Annotated in this window: 13 protein-coding genes and 2 tRNA genes; 10 read left to right on the top strand and 5 right to left on the bottom strand. The window is 42.4% G+C overall.

Annotated features, from left to right (window positions below):
• Positions 1-40: 40 nt before the first annotated feature.
• The gene (gene lexA / locus GJB62_RS21505) at positions 41-646 is read right to left on the bottom strand and encodes a transcriptional repressor LexA (RefSeq protein WP_114084967.1); all 606 of its coding nucleotides are present in this window, start codon (positions 644-646) and stop codon (positions 41-43) included.
• A 204-nt stretch (positions 647-850) separates the two neighbouring features.
• The gene (argF, locus tag GJB62_RS21500) at positions 851-1,771 is read right to left on the bottom strand and encodes an ornithine carbamoyltransferase (RefSeq protein ID WP_114084966.1); all 921 of its coding nucleotides are present in this window, start codon (positions 1,769-1,771) and stop codon (positions 851-853) included.
• Positions 1,772-2,115: 344 nt separating this feature from the next.
• Between argF and GJB62_RS21495 the strand changes: the two genes are divergently transcribed.
• Positions 2,116-2,187 (top strand) — tRNA-Thr (locus tag GJB62_RS21495).
• A gap of 93 nt (positions 2,188-2,280) precedes the next feature.
• Here GJB62_RS21495 and pyrE read toward each other — a convergent pair.
• Positions 2,281-2,904, bottom strand: coding sequence for an orotate phosphoribosyltransferase (gene pyrE / locus GJB62_RS21490; protein ID WP_114084965.1), 624 nt, complete (start codon positions 2,902-2,904; stop codon positions 2,281-2,283).
• A 106-nt stretch (positions 2,905-3,010) separates the two neighbouring features.
• On the opposite strand from pyrE, the gene GJB62_RS21485 reads away from it, so the two are divergent.
• The gene (locus GJB62_RS21485; protein WP_114084964.1) at positions 3,011-3,445 is read left to right on the top strand and encodes a hypothetical protein; all 435 of its coding nucleotides are present in this window, start codon (positions 3,011-3,013) and stop codon (positions 3,443-3,445) included.
• Between the two features lie 127 nt (positions 3,446-3,572).
• Here the strand turns inward: GJB62_RS21485 and GJB62_RS21480 are convergent.
• Positions 3,573-3,645: transfer RNA gene (locus tag GJB62_RS21480), tRNA-Ile, on the bottom strand.
• A 289-nt stretch (positions 3,646-3,934) separates the two neighbouring features.
• Between GJB62_RS21480 and GJB62_RS21475 the strand changes: the two genes are divergently transcribed.
• Both GJB62_RS21475 and GJB62_RS21470 read left to right on the top strand, forming a co-directional pair.
• A complete protein-coding gene (locus GJB62_RS21475) occupies positions 3,935-4,636 on the top strand; it encodes a hypothetical protein (RefSeq protein WP_114084963.1) in 702 nt (233 codons plus the stop codon).
• A gap of 113 nt (positions 4,637-4,749) precedes the next feature.
• The gene (locus GJB62_RS21470; protein WP_181852927.1) at positions 4,750-6,147 is read left to right on the top strand and encodes a hemolysin family protein; all 1,398 of its coding nucleotides are present in this window, start codon (positions 4,750-4,752) and stop codon (positions 6,145-6,147) included.
• Between the two features lie 133 nt (positions 6,148-6,280).
• Here GJB62_RS21470 and queC read toward each other — a convergent pair whose 3' ends face one another.
• Positions 6,281-6,955: a 7-cyano-7-deazaguanine synthase QueC gene (gene queC, locus GJB62_RS21465; protein WP_114084962.1), complete on the bottom strand. Its 675-nt coding sequence runs from the start codon at positions 6,953-6,955 to the stop codon at positions 6,281-6,283.
• 635 nt (positions 6,956-7,590) lie between these two features.
• Between queC and GJB62_RS21460 the strand changes: the two genes are divergently transcribed.
• The 6 genes from GJB62_RS21460 to GJB62_RS21435 all read left to right on the top strand — a co-directional run bounded on the left by GJB62_RS21460 (position 7,591) and on the right by GJB62_RS21435 (position 20,041).
• Complete coding sequence (locus GJB62_RS21460) at positions 7,591-8,673, top strand: Gfo/Idh/MocA family oxidoreductase (RefSeq protein ID WP_114084961.1); 1,083 nt, start codon at positions 7,591-7,593, stop codon at positions 8,671-8,673.
• A 458-nt stretch (positions 8,674-9,131) separates the two neighbouring features.
• Positions 9,132-9,755 carry a DedA family protein gene (locus tag GJB62_RS21455; protein WP_114084960.1) on the top strand — a complete coding sequence of 208 codons (624 nt, stop codon included), beginning with the start codon at positions 9,132-9,134 and terminating at the stop codon, positions 9,753-9,755.
• Between the two features lie 240 nt (positions 9,756-9,995).
• A complete protein-coding gene (locus GJB62_RS21450; protein ID WP_114084959.1) occupies positions 9,996-11,165 on the top strand; it encodes a ParM/StbA family protein in 1,170 nt (389 codons plus the stop codon).
• A gap of 5 nt (positions 11,166-11,170) precedes the next feature.
• Positions 11,171-11,650: a plasmid segregation centromere-binding protein ParR gene (locus GJB62_RS21445; RefSeq protein ID WP_114084958.1), complete on the top strand. Its 480-nt coding sequence runs from the start codon at positions 11,171-11,173 to the stop codon at positions 11,648-11,650.
• A 390-nt stretch (positions 11,651-12,040) separates the two neighbouring features.
• Entirely contained in the window at positions 12,041-13,342 is a 1,302-nt protein-coding gene (locus GJB62_RS21440) for a P-loop NTPase fold protein (RefSeq protein WP_114084957.1), read from the top strand.
• A gap of 39 nt (positions 13,343-13,381) precedes the next feature.
• Complete coding sequence (locus tag GJB62_RS21435) at positions 13,382-20,041, top strand: tetratricopeptide repeat protein (protein WP_159402543.1); 6,660 nt, start codon at positions 13,382-13,384, stop codon at positions 20,039-20,041.
• Positions 20,042-20,200 lie beyond the last annotated feature (159 nt).

Below are 20,200 nucleotides of genomic sequence, written 5' to 3'. Positions count from 1 at the left end.
GGTCATTGGTACTTATCTTTCCCATTCCCTATTCCCCAATTCAGTTGTAACCACGCCAAACACCAATGAGTGAACCTTGCACCTGTACTTGCATAGCGCTGACTTCAATGGGATTGTACTTAGGATTTGCTGGTTTGAGGGTAACGCGATCGCCTTGGCGATAAAAACGTTTTAATGTTGTACCGAATCCATCAACTCTGGCGGCGACGATGGTGCCATTTTTTAAATGATTTGGTTCTGCTACTGGACGCAGAAATACCACATCACCATCAGCAATTAAATCTTCAATCATACTATCGCCAGCTACGCGCAAAGCATAGGTTTGGGCAGGTAATGATAAATTAGAAAAGTCTAAATGATCTACAGCATCAGTAAACGGTTCTATTAAACCACCAGCCGCGATCGTGCCTAAAATTGGTACACCTTGCTTAACAGGACGCAAAATCCGAATTGTTCGCGCTTGTCCTTCAGTCCATTCTATATATCCTTTAGTGCGTAAATGTTCTAAACGACTTTGAATTGGTGCTGGTGACTTCAAGTTCATCGCTTGCATCATTTGCCTAATTGAAGGCGAATGCTGGTGCGTTCTGATGTATTCTGCCAACCATTCGTAAAGTTCTTGTTGAGCTTCCGTTAGACGTTCCATAAATTTGCGGGAAGTAATTATTAATGTCTCTAGAACATTAGTACTACAAAAAACTCCCCATAACAAGAGAAAAGTAAAAATTATGAAAGGCAAAAGTAAAATTATTTTCTTCTCTTTTGCCTTTTGACAAATAAGAATATAACAGGGTACAGGTTACAGGTTACAAGGAAGAAAACTATACCCTATCCCCTGTGCCCTATTCCCTTACTCTGCCCCTAAGATACTCGCAAGCAAAGCTTTTTGAGCGTGTAAGCGATTTTCTGCCTGTTCCCAAACTTTTGATTGAGAACCTTCAATAACTGCCTCAGTAATTTCTTCACCACGATGGGCTGGTAAGCAGTGTAAAACAATTGCCTCTGGATCAGCAAGACTCAATAGCTGTTCCGAAATTTGGTAAGGCTGGAAAATTGGCATCCGATTATCGGCTTCAGATTCTTGCCCCATACTTGCCCAAACATCAGTGTAAAGTACAGTAGAACCCTTAGCTGCTAATTCTGGATCATGAGTGACAAGGACTTCTGTTTTGTTATTAGCGATCGCTCTTGCTTGTTCTACAATCTTAGAATCTGGCTCATATCCGCTAGGGGTGGCAATTCTGACATTCATCCCTACCAACGCACAGCCCAACATCAGAGAATTAGCCATATTATTCCCATCACCCACGTAGGTTAAAGTTAACCCAGCAAGGGTATTAAAGCTTTCTTGAACCGTCAATAGATCCGCCAATACCTGACAAGGATGTTCTGCATCAGTAAGTGCATTAATCACCGGAATTTTGGCATAATGAGCAAAAGTTTCTAAATCCTGCTGGGCAAAAGTGCGAATTGCCAAAATATCCAGATATCGGTCTAACACCCGCGCCGTATCCTGCAAAGGTTCTCCACGGCTAACCTGAGTGACATTAGGGTTAAGATCGATTACCTGTCCACCCAGTTGGTACATCGCCACAGTAAAACTTACCCGTGTGCGAGTAGAAGCTTTGGAGAACAACAACCCCAAAACTTTATTACATTGCAACTTCAGTTGTTGTGATTTAAGTTGAGTTGCCAATTGCAGGAGTTCTTGAACTTCCGTAGAACTGATGTCCGCTAGACTTAATAAATCTCGTCCGAGCAATGCTGCCATGCTTATAATCTGTAAAAAATAATTATATATTTCTGTCCCTTTATTCAGCCGTGCTAAGAAAATACAGTTTTGGAACTGACGAGATATTTTTGCGTTCAGCCCAGGATTTGAGTTAGCTTTTGGTATGGATATTAATTTATCAACTTTATCCGTGATTGCGATCGCAGATTTGTTTCTGTTTCATCACAATTGCAACGCCAACTAAACTGTCCAGGTGCAAATCTCTAGTCTTCTAGCCTTATTTCTGAAGAGGGAGATATTTTTTAGCAATTACAGCTAGACAAATAAATTGATTATGGTACAATAAGAAATTGTGGTTGCTACTTAGAGTAATCAGTAAAATCGCCAGCATAGCACAGTGGTAGTGCATCCGACTTGTAATCGGAAGGTCGCGAGTTCAAATCCCGCTGCTGGCTTTAACGGAAAATCCCCCAAATGTGGGGGTTTTTGGATCTAGACTACATGAATATATGTTTTAGTCTCTAACTAAATCGTATATATTGAGATATTCATGATTTCGCCAGTTGTCGATAGCGTTCCTGAACTTCTTGAATCGAAAACAAAGTTTCAAACTTTAACCCGGCTGACTGATACAACTCACCTCCACCTTGTTGTCGGTCTACCAGGGAAATTATTTGATTAACGGTATAACCTGCATCTTTAAGACGCTCAACTGCTTTGAGAGCAGATTGCCCAGTTGTCACCACATCTTCTAAAACTACTACTTTTGCACCCTCTGGTAAAGTGGGGCCTTCTATATAAGCTTTCGTCCCATAACCCTTGGCTTCCTTGCGAATAATCAGCGCTGGTATGGGCCGGTTTTCATAAACAGAAACTATACTGACTGCTGTCACCATTGGATCAGCCCCCATCGTTAAACCTGCTACAGCCTGAGTATCTACAGGTAGTAAAGGAAACAACAATCGTCCAACAGCTAAAGCTCCTTGGGGATGGAGTGTTACCTGCATCTTATTGACATAATAAGAACTACGTAGCCCAGAAGCGAGAACAAAATCACCCTCTTGATAAGCCCGTTGAGAAAATAAATCTAGTAGCTTGTGGCGCAAGGTTGTCAAATCAGGAGTGGTTGCCCAAATATCTGAGTGGGTAAGAGTTTCAGTAGGATACGTCATTACAAAACATTAAAAGTTGTGCTACACCAAAGGTTGAACTCATCAGAGTTCTGAACTTAAGCATAAATTAAGATTCGCCCAAAACGAAAATTGAGGAGTCAGAAACGTGCGTATAAAATTTAAAACCTTTGGTGGTTTATTGGTGCTGCTTGCTGCTGGTATTGCTTTTCCCTCAGTTGCATTTGCCCAAACCGCAACCCCCAGAACTGAAACTACGAGTGATGTATTTGAACGAGCTTTTTTTAGTCACGATCGCAATTTCTACGAAAATGGCAGCCTCAAGCGTCAGGTAGACTCACTTCTAGGATCTGGTTCTAGTTTCGGTGGTTCCTTCCCAGAAAATGAAATTGCCCGTGATGCTGAGTTGGTTAACACTTTATATCATGATGTCTTAACTCAGCAAGTTGGTAACGATCCTTATCTTCGTACCCCTGATTTACCAAATCCTTATGACACATCGCTGATTATGTCCCCTCGTTTGAATAGCGACAAACTCAAAGTGGGAACTGAATTCAGATTTGAAACTTTACCACCTCGGTAAGATTAGCGAGTGGGTGGGGAGTGGGGAGCAAAGGACAATAATTACTCACCAACACTTCAGCAATGCTCAGTACAACTGCTAGTACCCAATGCCCCATACCCTCTATTACTGCTTTTTGATGATTCAGTGCGCCCTGCTGGAATCGAACCAGCCTGAAGACGAATTATGAGTTCGTTGCCTCCCCAATCGGCCAAAGGCGCTTGTTTTGTTCGGATTTTTTCGAGCCAATTATTTTGACTTTTTAAGTCAACCTTATTTGCTAATTTTAGAGTGAGGAAAATATTTTATTCACTGAGTTTAGCCAATTCCGTAATTATAGCATAAATTTACCACGTGTGAATACTGGACACTAGTTTACCAAATTTTTATACTACATAATTTAATCATGAAATAGTACAGACTAATATTGATTAAGTTCCTTTAGGATTGAGGTCAAAAGCTTCAATATTCTTAAATAGCCCAGCATTCTTATGTGATAGCTTATCAGCAATGAAAATAAATTCTACTGTACTTCTTACTTTGATTTTGTTAATCCTGATGATGGGAGCAGGTTCTGTGAGCGCGTTTTTGGGGTTTGAACTGGGGAGTTCAGCACTTAAAGGCGTTACCGCACCCGATGGTCGTCCCACAACCAAATTTGCCAGCAATAAGGCAAATGCCTCTCAACAAGGAGGGCTAGTGCTATTAAAAGAGGAAGAGATTCTGAAAGTTGTCAAGGCGCGAATTGATGGTAAGACCAAGGCTGCTAAATCGGAAAAGCTAGAGGAAGATGATGAAGAAACCAATAGCAGCAAGCAGAAGCCAGAGGAAAAACCCCCAGAAGTGGTTGAAGAAAAACCCCTACCAGGCTTTCCAGTTACTGCCCAAAGTGAGGGTGTAACTATGACTGTGCAATCTGCTCGCTACTCTGGTGGTGACTTGCTACTGAAAGTGAAAATGCAGAACAAAGGTAAGGATTCTGTGCGCTTTCTGTATAGTTTTTTAGATGTTACCGATGATAAAGGACGAACCCTGAGCGCTAGTACAGAGGGTTTACCAACAGAATTGCCTGTCAATGGCCCAGCATTTTCAGGTACAGTGAGCATTCCCACAGCTTTACTTGATGATGTCAAGAAAATATCACTTGCTCTTACTGATTATCCTGCTCAACAATTGAAGCTAGAGGCATCGAATATTCCTGTGGGAAGGTAGATTGGCATTGGGAATTGGGATGAGGGAAGAGGTGACAGGTGACAGGTGATAGGGAATAATCTGTACCCTGTAACCTGTACCCTATTCCCTTCCTAACTCCCCAATCCCCCTAAATGGAGGGCGTGAGTTTTACACGAGCTTTGGCAGTGAGTGGTTTTCCTAATTTGATTTGGACGGATGTGGCGCTGCGGTTGTTGTCAGTGCTACTACTGATTGCCATAAATGCTTTTTTTGTGACGGCGGAATTTTCGATGGTGAGCGTGCGGCGATCGCGTATTCACCAGCTAGTTAAGGCTGGGGATATTCCAGCGATCGCAGTGGAAATGCTACAACGTAGTATTGACCGACTACTATCTACCACTCAGTTAGGCATTACCCTTTCTAGTTTGGCGCTGGGATGGATTGGCGAAAGCACGATTGTTGTGCTGGTGAATGCCTGGTTAAGATCCTGGCCTTTACCTAGTGGGATGACTAACTTCCTCGCCCATTCCCTATCAATTCCCATCGCTTTTTTCTTTATTGCCTATTTGCAAATTGTGGTCGGAGAACTATGCCCCAAATCCTTAGCCATGCTGTACTCAGAACAGCTAGCGAGGTTTTTGGGACCTTCGGTAAAAGCGATCGTGCGTTTTTTTGGCCCCTTCATCTGGATTCTCAACCAATCAACTCGTTTTTTATTGCGGATTTTTGGCATCCAATACACAGGTCAAGGCTGGAGACCGCCTGTAACTCCTGAAGAATTGCAACTGATTATCTCTACAGAATGGGGATCTACTGGTTTACAGCGTGCGGAACGAGAACTGCTCAATAATGTCTTTGAGTTTGGGGATGTCATGGCCCAAGATGTGATGATCCCGCGCACCAGTATTATCACGCTGCCAAAAGATGCTACCTTCCAGACATTACTTAGAGAAATGGCTACTACTGGTTACTCACGCTACCCCGTGATTGGTGAATCTTTAGACGATGTTCGCGGCATTGTTTATTTTAAAGATTTGGCACAACCTTTAGCTGTGGGAAAGCTCAGTTTAGAGACACAGATCCAACCTTGGATGCGTCCTGCTCGGTTTGTTCCCGAACACACGCCCTTGAGTGAACTTTTGCCCATGATGCAGCAAGAGAAACCCGCTATGGTCATGGTAGTAAACGAATTTGGCGGTACTGTGGGACTCGTGACAATCAAAGATGTCATTGCCGAAATCATCGGCGATGCAAGCGAACCTGAAAGCAGTGACGACTTACTGATTCAGATGTTAGATGAGCAAAAATTTTTGGTGCAGGCACAAATCAACCTCGAAGACCTCAACGAGGTTTTGCATCTCAATTTGCCCCTGACAAGAGAATATCAAACACTAGGAGGCTTTTTGTTGTATCAGTTACAGAAAATTCCGGCCATTGGCGAAACCTTCTGTTATGAAAATCTCGAATTCACTGTGGTATCAATTGTTGGCCCACGCCTGCATCAAATTCAACTGCGACGCTTGGAGGAAGCGAGGGGAGCAGGGGAGTAGGGGGAAGGGGGAAGGGAGCAGGGGACAAGGGGACAAGGAGCAGGGGAGCAGGGGACAAGAGGTGAGAATTTGAAACAAGTCTTTCCCCTTGTCCCCAATTCTCCTTGTCCCCTTGTCCTCTTCCCAATGCCCATTAAGCATACACCAGTGGATCAACGAGTCCCAATTCGGCAAAAGCTGCCAACCGCAAGCGACAAGAATCACATACACCGCAGGCGACATCATCACCGGCATAGCAAGACCAAGTTAGTTCCCAAGGAACTCCCAATTGGTTGCCCATCTGGATGATTTCAGTTTTTTTCAAGTTGATTAGGGGTGCAACAATATTAATTGGCTGTCCCTCACGCCCTTGTTTAGTTCCCAGACGAAAAACTTCCTGCATTGCCTGGATATAGTCGGGGCGACAGTCAGGATATCCTGAGTAATCTAAGGCGTTAACACCGATATACACACGTTCAGCCGCGATCGTTTCGGCGTAGCCAAGAGCAAAGCTTAAAAAAATCGTATTACGAGCCGGAACATAAGTCACAGGAATATTTTGAGACATTTCATCCAGCGATCGCTCCTGGGGTAGATCAATCGCGTCATCGGTAAGTGCAGAACCGCCCCATTGCCGTAAATCAAAATTCACTACCTGATGTTTTGCGATCGCAGCCTTTTTAGCGACACTAAAGGCTGACTGTAACTCTCGTCGGTGTCGCTGCTGGTAATCAAAGGAAATAGCATGACATTCACAGCCATCAGCCTTAGCTTGATACAGAATTGTGGAAGAGTCCAATCCCCCAGATAACAGAATTACAGCTTTCATCTCGATTGCAAATTTTGAATTTTAAATCGCCAAATTACACCTTAACAAGATGCCAGGAAGCAATGCCAAAAAGATTCCTAAATCTCAAAAAGCGCTGTGATATCTTCTCTACGAGACGCTGCTAGTAGCTTGTTTCTTTGCAAGAATATGTTTCTACCGTAGCTACTGCAAATAATCATACAAAAATCTTTTCCGTTAATCAGTGACAATAATTGCTGAGAATATTTTTTTGAAAAAAGCTTAAGTATTATTTTTGACTATTTTGTAATTTTAGTGTTGTCAATTAGATATTGCTCTCAGTAACTAATTACCTAACGGTATCCCAGAGAGAAGTCCGAACCGAGGAAGCTGACCCTGAAAACTTTGGAGAATTTACACTTAAGTCTTACTGAATGTTTTAAAGTTAATAAAAAGACATATTTTTTTTGTAGAAAGTGCAAAATCAAAAACAAACCCGAACTATCTATACAAAAGATGTTTGGATTACGGGAACCGATCGCAAACTTTGAAATTCTTCATAAACATAGGCTCTATGTTACCATCTGGATGGTTTTAGACGGATCGTAACTGGCTTTCGAGTATAAACGCCAACGGCCGTAGCGTCTCTAAATTTGGTGGTTGAGGAGAGAATAATAGTGCAAGATAGCATGTCAGTGGCAGAACCGAATCTATATACACAGCGCAACCAGCCACGACCAATCCGCATAGGCGTGATTGGAGTGGGTAACATGGGACAACACCACGCTCGCGTGCTGAGTTCAATGAAAGATGTTGAACTGGTTGGAGTGGCAGATATTAACGTCGAACGAGGATTAGAAACTGCCAGCAAGTACAAGGTGCGTTTTTTTGAAGATTACTGTGACCTGCTACCCCTTGTGGAAGCAGTTTGTGTAGCGGTTCCCACCCGTCTGCACTATGCCGTGGGCATTAGCTGTCTGCTAGCGGGAATTCATGTTTTGATTGAAAAACCCATCGCAGCCAGTATTTCTGAGGCAGAGTCTTTAGTAAATGCGGCGGCAGAGTCTCAGTGTATCCTGCAAGTAGGTCATATTGAGCGTTTCAACCCAGCTTTTAAAGAACTGAGCCAAGTTCTGAAAACCGAGGAATTGCTGGCGCTAGAAGCCCACAGAATGAGTCCTTACTCAGATCGGGCAAACGATGTTTCGGTTGTGCTGGATTTAATGATCCATGACATCGACCTACTTTTGGAATTAGCTGCTTCCCCAGTTACAAAATTGACTGCTAGCGGTACTCGCTCCTTGGACTCTGGTTATTTAGATTACGTAACTGCCACTTTGGGGTTTGCCAATGGTATTGTTGCTACTCTGACTGCCAGTAAAGTCACTCACCGAAAAATTCGCCGGATTGTCGCCCATTGCAAAAATTCATTTACTGAGGCAGATTTTCTCAAGAATGAAATTTTGATTCACCGACAAACGCCTGCCAATTCTCTCACCGACCACCGACAAGTACTTTACAGGCAAGATGGTGTGATTGAAAAAGTCTACACCAGCAATATTCAACCTCTAAGTGCAGAATTAGAACATTTTGTCAATTGTGTACATGGTGGCAATCAACCCTCAGTAGGTGGTGAACAAGCTCTCAAAGCGCTGAGACTGGCAAGTTTAATTGAACAGATGGCGCTGGAAGATCGAGTTTGGAATCCATTAGACTGGCAATCGGAACCAAGGGTACAATCACTGACCCCGACAGCCTAAAAGAAGAGGGGATGAGGGGGATGAGGGGGACAAGGTAAAATTGTCTCCCTACTCTCCCACAGCCACCAACTCAGAATAAAACCCTAGAGTATGTTTTTAAATTTGCCATCAAGTCTTTAGATCCTCCCTAGTCTTTTTATAAAACTGACTAAGGGGGATCTAAAAAATTAGAAAACAAAACTTAGTGGTTCGTTTCATTAATTTTGTGAGGTTCGTAGTGAGCGATTTATCGCTCAATTTCAAGAATTAGAGCTACTTACGAACTTTTCTAAACCTCGAAATTAATGAAACAGACCCCTAGCTTCCACTTGTCTTCGTCTATTTTTAAGTTGCGATGCAACTTTCTTTTAGTGCAACCCAGTTACCTTGGCTCTAGCAAGCGGGGATAATTACCTTTTAAAAAACTAAGGCTCAATCTTAGTAACAAGACTAGTGCAGCAATTTCAGGAATTGACTCAATGCTTGAATGGATAACTAACACTATCAACTATTTTGGCTATTGGGGAATCGCCCTACTAATGTTCCTAGAGAACCTTTTTCCCCCAATTCCTTCAGAATTGATTATGCCACTGGCTGGATTTACAGCAAGTCCATATCAACCAGGAGGGGCAAAGCTAAATATCATTGGTGTGTTTTTCGCAGGACTTTTGGGTTCTGTATTGGGCGCACTTATTTGGTACTATCCAGGTAAGTTTTTGGGTGAAACTCGTTTGAAAGCTTGGGCTGACAAGTATGGCAAATGGCTGGCTATATCCAGTAAAGATATTACCAAGGCCAAAGAGTGGTTTGACCGACAAGGTAAAAAAGCAGTATTAATTGGTCGTCTTGTACCAGGAATCCGCACCTTGATTTCTGTTCCCGCAGGGATCAGCAACATGCCCTTGCTACCATTTTTGTTTTACACAACAGTAGGTAGCGCGGCTTGGGTGGGTTTGCTAACATACTCTGGATACATACTGGGTAGTCAGTATGAACTTGTGGATAAGTACCTTGCTCCTGTATCCAAAATCGTACTTGGCGGTTTGGTTCTAGCATTTGTTTTCTGGATATTCAAGCGCCAGTTAAGACGTACTAGAAGATGAAATACGGACGCTTTTGGTTTGAAAGCAGTGAAAGCAGGGGTTACATCTGGCCAAAATTCGCCTACACTATGCCAAATAATACTAGATGTACGAAGGCAAGAGCTTATCGGAGATATGGTCAAAATTAATTTTTGGCGTATTTCTAGCTACACTTGACGCAACCTAGAATTTCTGGTTGCTCGCATTTTTGTAAGATGAGCATGACAACTTTTTACAGTTAAGTTTGAACTAGGAGCTTTCATGACAGACCAACCTTCCGCCGCTAACCCTATGAATAGTGCTGCTATACCCATGAATAGGCAGCCGTTAGCATCGACGACTCCCATAAATGCTGTTAATAATAATCCTCCCGCTACTACCAAGTCAGGCGGTGGTTCCGGGAAAACCATTCTCAGTGTTGATTTAGGTAGAACTTCCACAAAAACTTGTGTGAGTCGTGAACCCGGCAGCGTGGTATTCGTACCTGCCAACGTCAAGCAGATGTCAATAGAACAAGTACGCGGTGGTGTTTTTGAAGCCAGAGCTACTGACCCCTTAATGGATTTGTGGCTGGAGTATCAAGGAAATGGATATGCTGTTGGTCAACTAGCAGCAGATTTTGGGGCCAATCTAGGAGTCGGCCAATCTAAGGTAGAGGCTGCACTGGTAAAAGTGTTAGCAAGTGCTGGCTACTTCAAACTCAGAGACGATATCTCAGTTGTACTTGGTCTGCCTTTTCTTTCTTTAGAGCAATTTGAAAAGGAAAAAGCACAGTTGATTAGCCAAGTAGGTGGCCCTCATGTCTTGAACTTCCGAGGCGAATCTATATCGTTGAATGTAAGTAAGGTATGGGTAATGCCAGAGGGCTACGGTAGCCTGCTGTGGTCAGAAGCTCAACCGAAGAAAAGTCCTAGCAGTCCCGATTTTACAAAAATATCGGTAGCGATCGTTGATATTGGACATCAAACTGTCGATCTTTTGATGGTAGATAACTTCCGTTTTGCCAGAGGTGCTTCTAAGAGCGAAGACTTCGGTATGAATAAGTTTTATGAATTGGTGTCTGCCGAAATCGAGGGAGCAGATAGTCAATCTCTGGCGCTGATTTCTGCTGTTAACAAACCCAGAGGTGAACGCTATTACCGTCCTAAAGGCGCTAGCAAGCCCACCAACCTAGACGATTTTCTTCCCAACCTTACAGAGATGTTTTCGCGCGAAATCTGTAGCCGTGTGCTAGCCTGGTTGCCAGAACGCGTCACCGATGTCATTCTCACTGGTGGCGGTGGTGAGTTCTTCTGGGACGACGTTCAACGTCTACTCAAGGAAGCAAAGATTAATGCTCATTTAGCAGCACCTTCCCGTCAGGCGAATGCTTTGGGGCAGTATATTTATGGAGAGGCACAATTATCCTCCAATCGCGCTGCTAGGGCATAAAGCTGATGTTCCAATGGTCAAAAAAGGTAGTTAAATCCGTCACGTTCAACCCAGAGCTTGCTGATGAAAGCTTGTTAGCGCAAGTAGAAAGTTATTTGGAAAAACAACCAGACAAGACTTTCAGCGACCTCTGTAAAGAAGCCTTGTGGCAATCTTTATGTGTACCGGAATCTGTACAACCTGCTCCACAAACAGCAGCAACAACACCGATTGAACAACAAATCGGTGAACTGCAACGTCAAGTGGCTGGACTTGAGGAACGTTTCTTTGCCAAGGGATCTAATCGTTTGGAGGCGATGGAACATCATCTACTGCAACTTTCTCAACAAGTTGCACAACTGGCGCTCATAGTCAATGATCGATCATTCATTCCGTCTCCAAGTCAATTAGAAGTAGTAAATAATACTTCTTATACTGTTGCTACCCCTCCTCAAGAGGTTGACCCCGTAATCAGTCGCCTTAGTCAGTTTCTCGATGATTTTTAAGTAACAATCAGGTTTGTGAGCAGTTTTTGCTCATGTTAACAATCCTTAATAGTTAATACTATTAAGGATTATTAATGTTTATACAGAGATGCGATGTCTGACCAAAAGCTACTTTGTACGGCAGTCGCTACAATTGACGGAACCTCCCTTTTAAGTTCGCCAGTCGCTTAGGTTGAAAAATCCGTCTTCAGCACTGGACTTATGGCAATGCGTTGCCTTATTTAGGCACATCAATTTTTAGTATGCGCTCAAAGTGGGATACAGTATTATTTAGGGCTATAGTATAAAGTTTTTCGCTTCTAACAATCTACAGCCGGAAATTACCCAGTTATACTGAGCTAGACGAGTGTAAGCCAAAACACCGTTTGATATCAGTTGAGATTTGTCACCATGAGTAATACCAGTTTTTGGAAGCCTGCTTATCAGCTTTTTAAGCCAGAGGAACCGCTTACCACACCTGAAGAACTGAGAAATTTTTATGTCCAGCGAGCCAACAGTCCTGTAGAGAATTTAATCACTTTCTTGGATATGGAAGATGACCCAGCTAAATTTTTACTAGCAGGTCACAGGGGTGGTGGCAAAACTACAGAATTGCGGCGATTAGAACAATATTTGAACAGCAAGTATACAGTAATTTGGATTGATACTGTAACTGCTCTCGACCAGTACAACATTGGCTATGCTGAGGTTGTAGTCCTAATTGGAATTAAAATTTTTGAAAAAGTTATTCAACGAGAGTGGGGTTTAAAAGACGATTTATTAAATGATTTACTCGAAAGTCTCAAAACTGTAGTTTATCAAGATGAAGACGCTGAAAATACTGGTCTTGAACTCCCAGAAATTATCAAAAAACTGGGTCTAATTCTTAAACAAGGTTTAACTCGGAAAGTTACTACAACTCTCAATATTCGTCCACAGCTTAGTAAAATTATTGAGCGAGTTAACGCCATCATAGAAGCTGCTGAGAAAAGAAACAACCAAAAGTTACTGGTGATTGTAGATGGTCTTGACCGACACGATCAAGTTACAGCCTTGGAAATGTTCGCTAGTCCACTGCTGACTCAGCTAAGTTGTCATATTATATATGCGATTCCGATTTCACTCAGGTATTCTCCAAGCTTTCGTCAACCAATGGAAAGCTTTCAAAAATGTTTAGATTTAACTAATCCACCAGTATTTGAGTGCGATGAAAATTTATGTCCTACTACAATCCCTAATCAACTTGGTAGAGACATTCTTAATAGTGTAATTCATAAGCGTTTAGCAAGTTTGGGTGATGCTTATAAGGGTTTATTTAATCCAGATGCGCTAGAACTAATTTCGGAAAAAAGTGGCGGTGTGATGCGTGACTTAGTGCGACTGGCTCGTACAGCTTGTGAAGTTTCTTTAAGACTAAATTTGATATATGTAAACTTAGATGTTGCGAAAGAGGCTGTGCAAGAAGTACGCAGAGAATATAATTTGAGTGATTACCATTTTTCCGAACTAGATAAAGTTCACCGCACAGGTTGCTTAACTACTAACACCCATAGTTTGCCTAACAAAGGTCAGTTTGTGATTTGTGATGAGCTTTTACAAAACAAATTTGTATTAGGTTATTACGATCGCAGTAAAAAATCCTGGTTTGATGTGAACCCTATTCTATTAGAAGATTTACAGCGTTGGCAAGCTGCTAACTCTCCCCAAAAATAGCTTTTTTCTCTTGCAATCAGCAGTTATTCATCAATAAAAATGGCTTCTAACGAATCTATCACTTATTCTATAAGTGCAACTGACGCAACAGAGCTAAATAAATTAGTTAGTTTCTTAGAACTTTCTAGTGGAACAACGACGATTTTTGCTATTGCACCAGAGAGTGGGCCACAACATCCGGTAGTCGAGGAAATCAAGTTACTTTTATCTCATAGCGATCATACTTTTCAGGAACCTCAGAACTTCTTTTATAGTGATAACTCACTGTATAACTTTCTCTACAGTTTAGATGAAACTGGGCTGCATAATTCTCAAACTAAACGCAAATTGATAATGGCGTTTGGAATTGACCAACTGCCGACATCCCGCCTGAAACAAGAGATGAAGCAGTTGAATTTAGGGAGAGATTCGCTATTTGGTCGGGAATTAGTCATAATTTTTTGGTTAAATAAAGAGGAATTTTTAGAAGAGTTTCGTAACCGTGCGCCTGATTTCTGGGATTGGCGGGGTAAGTTGGTGAAATTTGAGGCACGTCCACCTGTAAATCCTCTGTTTTATCCTTATCTGGAGTGGTTGATAGCTGAAAATTCCTATCTCAAAATCAGTGGCGTGATGCAAGTCCAGCGCCAAGTGGATATTTTTCTCGATCAAATTTATGTTTCACTGCAAGCAGTAAGGCGACAGCAGATTACAGAAACGTCGAAACTAGACCAAGAGATGACTACATTTCGCAAAGCTGAACATGGGTTTAGCATGAGCATATCTAGCCCCTACGATTTAGACGAACCTTCTTATTACGAACCAGTTTTACTAAGTTCAATACCCACTACTAGCACCAAAACAGTAACACAAAGAATTGATTTATCCCATGCAGTGCGGGAGAATCAATACTGTGTGATTCTCGGCGCTCCAGGTGCGGGGAAGACAACGCTACTGCGTTATCTAGCGCTACATTTTGCCACAGCCAAACGTGATGGTAATGAAACAGTAATAGGTGGCGAACCTCAAGAAGAATTGGGTAAAGCTCTGTTGCCAATTTTCTTTCGTATTGCTGACTATGCAGAACGATTACAACAAGAACCAGAGTTGAGTCTGCTGGAATATCTGCGCCAATTCTACCGTCAGTGGGAAGCTTACTTTCAAGATGAAGCGGAAGCGGGAACTGAGATGGCGACGTTACTATTGGAAAAAATGTACCAAGGGCAGTGCTTAATGCTGCTGGATGGGCTAGATGAGGTATTTGAACAAGAAAGCCGCAGGCTGATTGTGGAAAGAATCGATCAGTTTGTCAATGCTTTCTCTAGTAATAAGTTTGTCATTACCAGCCGCATAGCTGGCTACCGTGATGTGAAACTGAGCAGCCGTTTTGCTGAGTTCACTATTGAAGATATGGGTAGCGAACAGGTAGAAAAATTCCTGGAACGCTGGTGTTTGGCGATAGAGCGAGCGCAGCAGCCAGAAGCTAGTGAGGCGCAATGGCAAAGAGCAGGAGATGACCAAGCAAGGAAGATTTTAGAGGCAATAAAAGATAATGAGGGTGTAAAGCGCTTAACAGCGAACCCTCTACTGTTGACAATTTTGGCACTGATTCACCGCAATGGTGAGCGCCTACCTAACCGCCGGGTGAAACTTTATGAATTAGCAGTGCAAACCTTGACGGAAGATTGGCAGCTAGGTAAGAAGTTGCCAGATGCTCCGAAAGTGCTGCTGAACCAAAATGAAGTAGTGGCATTTTTAGCACCACTGGCTTACTGGATGCATGAGGAAAAGCCTTCTGGTTTAGTCACTGAGGCAGAAGTTGAACAACAGTTAGCAGCAAAGCTAGCAGAATTAAATGATACTGACCTAGAATCAGACTCAGTGCGGCTTGCCGTGCAGGAGTTTTTACGAAAAGTGCGGGAAACCACAGGTCTTTTTGTGGAACGTGCGCCTGGAGTCTACGGCTTTATGCACCTGACGTTTGAGGAGTATTTTGCCGCACGTTATATCGCTGACAATGAAGTAAGCGATATTTTAGCAATTATCCGTAAACATTTGCATGAGCCGCGTTGGAATGAGCCAATTCTACTGGCTTTAGGCTATTACGGAATTTATTCTCCTAAACAGGTTAATAAGCTGGTTGAGCAGCTTTTCAGTAATCTTGAGGCTTATGAACCTGCAATTCCAGGTGCGAAGTTAAAAATAAAAAATGCATCTTCGCAGGATGCAATTATCATCTGGTCAGATTTACCAAAAGAATCAAGTACTAACTTTATCCAGTCGGAATTACGGTTAAAAGATTTGCTGTTTGCGGGTGAGGTTTTAACTCAAGTTGAGGTCAATAGCAGTCGTCGCAAAAAGCTAATTCAAAAATTAGTTATGACCTATCTTGGTTTGGATACAGACTTTGACGATGATACAACTAAACAACTGTTAAGGCTACTGCGCCAAATTGAACTATTTAACCAGAAATGTGAAGTTCTGGTATTACTGAAAGAATTTGCTAATGATTCAACACTTACTGAAGAGATCCGGGTAAAAGCACAGACAGCTATTCTTTATGTTGCTTGTGGTGAATCAGGGGCAGAATTAGTTAGTTGTGTCATTGATATTGTTAATCAGCTAGAGCCTAATATATTTTGTAGTCTTAGAGAGTTGGTTAAAGAACTAGGTGAAGAAATGACATCGACTCTAGAAAATAGTCTAGAAAATTATGGTGGGGATCAAGACTCTCAAAGGGCATTAAACTTACTCACTGCAATATCTTATATTCGTACAGATAAATATACAAAAGCTGTTGAGCTTCTAGAAGAAATCAATGTTCAGCAAGATAGCAGTCTCAGTGCTTACATAGCTTGGTCAATTGCAACTTGTTATCAGGAACAAGATAAATTTGAGCAAGCAAGCGACTATTATCAGGAATGCTTTGAGAAACTAGCCTTATATATTCATCCATCAGCTTTTCGGCTATTCTGGAGAAATAGGGGTGTTTGTTACCGCTCACATGACAAATACGAACAGTCACTAGAATGCTTCCAGCAGGCGTTGAATATAGACAGAGAACGTCACAAGTCTGAAGATGAAGCAAGTGATCTGTGGAATATAGGTATAACTTATCAAGAGTGGGGTAAATACGAAGAGGCGATCGCTTATCATCAACAAAGCCGTGATCTCTATGAACAATTGGGTTTAGAGAAAAATGTAGCAAATCAATGGTTCTGGTTAAGTGCTTGCTATCGCGATTGGGGCAAATACAAGCAGGCGGTAGAATTTCAACAACAGTGTCTAGCAAAACGGCAGAACTTAGAAAACCAATCAGACGTAGCTTTAACTTACCGTCAATTAGGTCGCATTTATCAACTATGGAGCAAATATGAACAAGCGATCGCCTATTACCACCAAAGCCGTGACCTCTATGAACAATTGGGTTTAGAGAAAAATGTAGCTGATCTATGGTACTTGATAGCTAATTGCTACCGGGAATGGGGTAAATATGAGCAAGCACTTGAGTGTCAGCAAAAGTGCTTGGCACAATATAAAAAGTTAGAAGACCAACCAGGTATAGCTAGTGCCTACTTTCAACTAGGCTGGATTCATCAAAGTTGGGCCAAATACGAACAAGCGATCGCCTATTTCCAACAAAGTCGTGGCCTCTATGAGCAATTGGGTCAAGACAAGAATGTAGCTAGTCAGTGGTACAACTTGGCTGGATGCTACCGAGAATGGTGTAAATATCAGCAAGCACTTGAGTGTCAGCAAAAGTGCTTGGCACAATATAAGAAGTTAGAAGACCAACCAGGTATAGCTAGTGCCTACTTTCAACTAGGCTGGATTCATCAAGCATGGGGCAAATACGAACAAGCGATCGCCTACCATCAACAAAGTCGTGGCCTCTATGAGCAATTGGGTCAAGACAAGAATGTAGCTAGTCAGTGGTACAACTTGGCTGGATGCTACCGAGAATGGGGTAAATATCAGCAAGCACTTGAGTATCAGCAAAAGTGCTTGGCACAACGTCAAAAGTTAGAAGACCAACCAGGTATAGCTAGTGCCTACTTTCAACTAGGCTGGATTCATCAAAGTTGGGCCAAATACGAACAAGCGATCGCCTATTTCCAACAAAGTCGTGGCCTCTATGAGCAATTGGGTCAAGACAAGAATGTAGCTAGTCAGTGGTACAACTTGGCTGGATGCTACCGAGAATGGTGTAAATATCAGCAAGCACTTGAGTGTCAGCAAAAGTGCTTGGCACAATATAAGAAGTTAGAAGACCAACCAGGTATAGCTAGTGCCTACTTTCAACTAGGCTGGATTCATCAAGCATGGGGCAAATACGAACAAGCGATCGCCTACCATCAACAAAGTCGTGGCCTCTATGAGCAATTGGGTCAAGACAAGAATGTAGCTAGTCAGTGGTACAACTTGGCTGGATGCTACCGAGAATGGGGTAAATATCAGCAAGCACTTGAGTATCAGCAAAAGTGCTTGGCACAACGTCAAAAGTTAGAAGACCAACCAGGTATAGCTAGTGCCTACTTTCAACTAGGCTCGATTCATCAAGATTGGGGTAAATATGAACAAGCGATCGCCTATTTCCAACAAAGTCGTGGCCTCTATGAGCAATTGGGTAAAGACAAGAATGTAGCTAGTCAGTGGTACAACTTGGCTAATTGCTACCGGGAATGGGGTAAATATGAGCAAGCACTTGAGTGTCAGCAAAAGGGCTTGGCACAACGTCAAAAGTTAGAAGACCAACCAGGTATAGCTAGTGCCTTCTTTCAACTAGGTCGCATCTATCAAGCTTGGGGTAAATATGAACAAGCGATCACCTATTTCCAACAAAGCTGTGGCCTCTATGAGCAATTGGGTCAAGACAAGAATGTAGCTAGTCAGTGGTACAACTTGGCTGGATGCTACCGAGAATGGGGTAAATATCAGCAAGCACTTGAGTGTCAGCAAAAATGCTTGGCACAATATAAAAAGTTAGAAGACCAACCAGGTATAGCTAGTGCCTACTTTCAACTAGGCTGGATTCATCAAAGTTGGGCCAAATACGAACAAGCGATCGCCTACCATCAACAAAGCCGTGACCTCTATGAGCAATTGGGTCAAGACAAGAATGTAGCAAACCAATGGTACTGGTTCGGTGATTGCTATCGGGAATGGAGCAAATATCAGCAGGCACTTGAGTGTGAGCAAAAAGAATTGGTAATCCGCCAGCAGTTGGATGACCAACCCAAAATAGCTCTGGCTTACTCGCATTTGGGACGTATCTATCAAGCATGGGGTAAATACGAACAAGCGATTGCCTATTTCCAACAAAGCCGTGACCTTTATGAGCAATTGGGTCAAGACAAGAATGTAGCTAGTCAGTGGTACAACTTGGCTGGATGCTACCGAGAATGGGGTAAATATGAACAAGCGATCGCCTATTTCCAACAAAGCCGTGACCTTTATGAGCAATTGGGTCAAGACAAGAATGTAGCTAGTCAGTGGTACAACTTGGCTGGATGCTACCGAGAATGGGCTAAATATCAGCAAGCACTTGAGTGTCAGCAAAAGTGCTTGGCACAACGTCAAAAGTTAGAAGACCAACCAGGTATAGCTAGTGCCTTCTTTCAACTAGGCTCGATTCATCAAGCTTGGGGCAAATATGAACAAGCTATCACCTATTTCCAACAAAGCCGTGACTTCTATGAGCAATTGGGTCTAGAAAAGAATGTAGCTAATCAGTGGTACAATCTAGCAGCTTGCTATCGGGAATGGGGTAAATATAAACAAGCACTCGAATGTCAGCAAAAGTGCTTGGCACAACGTCAAAAGTTAGAAGACCAACCAGGTATAGCTAGTGCCTTCTTTCAACTAGGCTCGATTCATCAAGCTTGGGGCAAATATGAACAAGCGATCGCCTACCATCAACAAAGCCATGATCTCTATGAGCAATTGGGTCTAGAGAAGAATGTAGCTAATCAACTATCTTGGATTGCTAGTTGCTACCGCAATTTAAAGGATTACACGAAGGCAATTGAATATTACCAGCAAAGTCGAAATCTCTATCAGCACTTAGGCCATGATGAGAGTGCGGCTAGATGCTATATGCAACTTGGTAACAATCAACGCTTGTTACCAAAAAATACCTCAGATAGAGCAGTAGCTTTTGAATTACTGGCGCAAGCTGAACAAAATATCTGTCAAGCTATCCAAATAAATACCACAGGCGACTATAAAAAAAATCTTGCTTACGACTACATTATCTTTAGCTTAATCTGCTCAGAACGCTTATGTCTGTCGTCTTTTAATGACTCGTTACCGCAAGAACAAATTGCCCAATTTGAAGAATATTATAATACTGGCTTGACATATCTTACCGAACTGGGGCAGACAGTAAATCGAGCAGATGAAGCTCTTGATATCGCCCGTGCTTATCTGGAAGTCAGCGTCTTAAAAAATCTTGACCGAGCCGAAGAGCTAGCCCAAGAATCTCTCCAAGTTTTTCAGGAGTACAATCGTCGAGAATTAGAAGCTTCATCTCGTAAACTCTTGGGCGAAATATACTTGAACCGCTCCCAACATCATCAATCAGGTACTAAGGTAACTGCTACTCAGTTTTTGACTGAAAGTTTGCAAATTTACAGAGAGCTTGATTTAAGCGAAAAAGCTGCTGAGGTAGAGCAGCTAATGAATCCAAATCTGGATGATACTGGAATACTTAGCGATTAGAATTCGCCCATACATAAACAAGCCTGCGTACTATATGAAAAGTCTACGAAGGTGGATTTCACTTGTGAGCCAAAAGGTTTTGTCTGACGACAAGTAGCTGCGTGTCTACGCACTCCATTGCACAAATTTGCTCGTTTTTGTGTTGAAACAGCCGAATAT

Origin of the sequence: Nostoc sp. ATCC 53789, from assembly GCF_009873495.1 — a bacterium.
In the GTDB taxonomy this organism is placed as follows: Bacteria; Cyanobacteriota; Cyanobacteriia; order Cyanobacteriales; family Nostocaceae; genus Nostoc; species Nostoc muscorum_A.
Note: the sequence above shows the minus strand (reverse complement) of the source record. Positions and strands in the feature narration are given on the sequence as shown.

Bases quoted from the DNA above. Each gene is read 5' to 3' on its own strand.
- lexA (WP_114084967.1), bottom strand. From the start codon at position 646: ATGGAACGTCTAACGGAAGCTCAACAAGAACTTTACGAATGGTTGGCA.
- argF (WP_114084966.1), bottom strand. From the start codon at position 1,771: ATGGCAGCATTGCTCGGACGAGATTTATTAAGTCTAGCGGACATCAGT.
- pyrE (WP_114084965.1), bottom strand. From the start codon at position 2,904: ATGACGTATCCTACTGAAACTCTTACCCACTCAGATATTTGGGCAACC.
- GJB62_RS21475 (WP_114084963.1), top strand. From the start codon at position 3,935: ATGAAAATAAATTCTACTGTACTTCTTACTTTGATTTTGTTAATCCTG.
- GJB62_RS21470 (WP_181852927.1), top strand. From the start codon at position 4,750: ATGGAGGGCGTGAGTTTTACACGAGCTTTGGCAGTGAGTGGTTTTCCT.
- queC (WP_114084962.1), bottom strand. From the start codon at position 6,955: ATGAAAGCTGTAATTCTGTTATCTGGGGGATTGGACTCTTCCACAATT.
- GJB62_RS21455 (WP_114084960.1), top strand. From the start codon at position 9,132: ATGCTTGAATGGATAACTAACACTATCAACTATTTTGGCTATTGGGGA.
- GJB62_RS21450 (WP_114084959.1), top strand. From the start codon at position 9,996: ATGACAGACCAACCTTCCGCCGCTAACCCTATGAATAGTGCTGCTATA.
- GJB62_RS21445 (WP_114084958.1), top strand. From the start codon at position 11,171: ATGTTCCAATGGTCAAAAAAGGTAGTTAAATCCGTCACGTTCAACCCA.
- GJB62_RS21440 (WP_114084957.1), top strand. From the start codon at position 12,041: ATGAGTAATACCAGTTTTTGGAAGCCTGCTTATCAGCTTTTTAAGCCA.
- GJB62_RS21435 (WP_159402543.1), top strand. From the start codon at position 13,382: ATGGCTTCTAACGAATCTATCACTTATTCTATAAGTGCAACTGACGCA.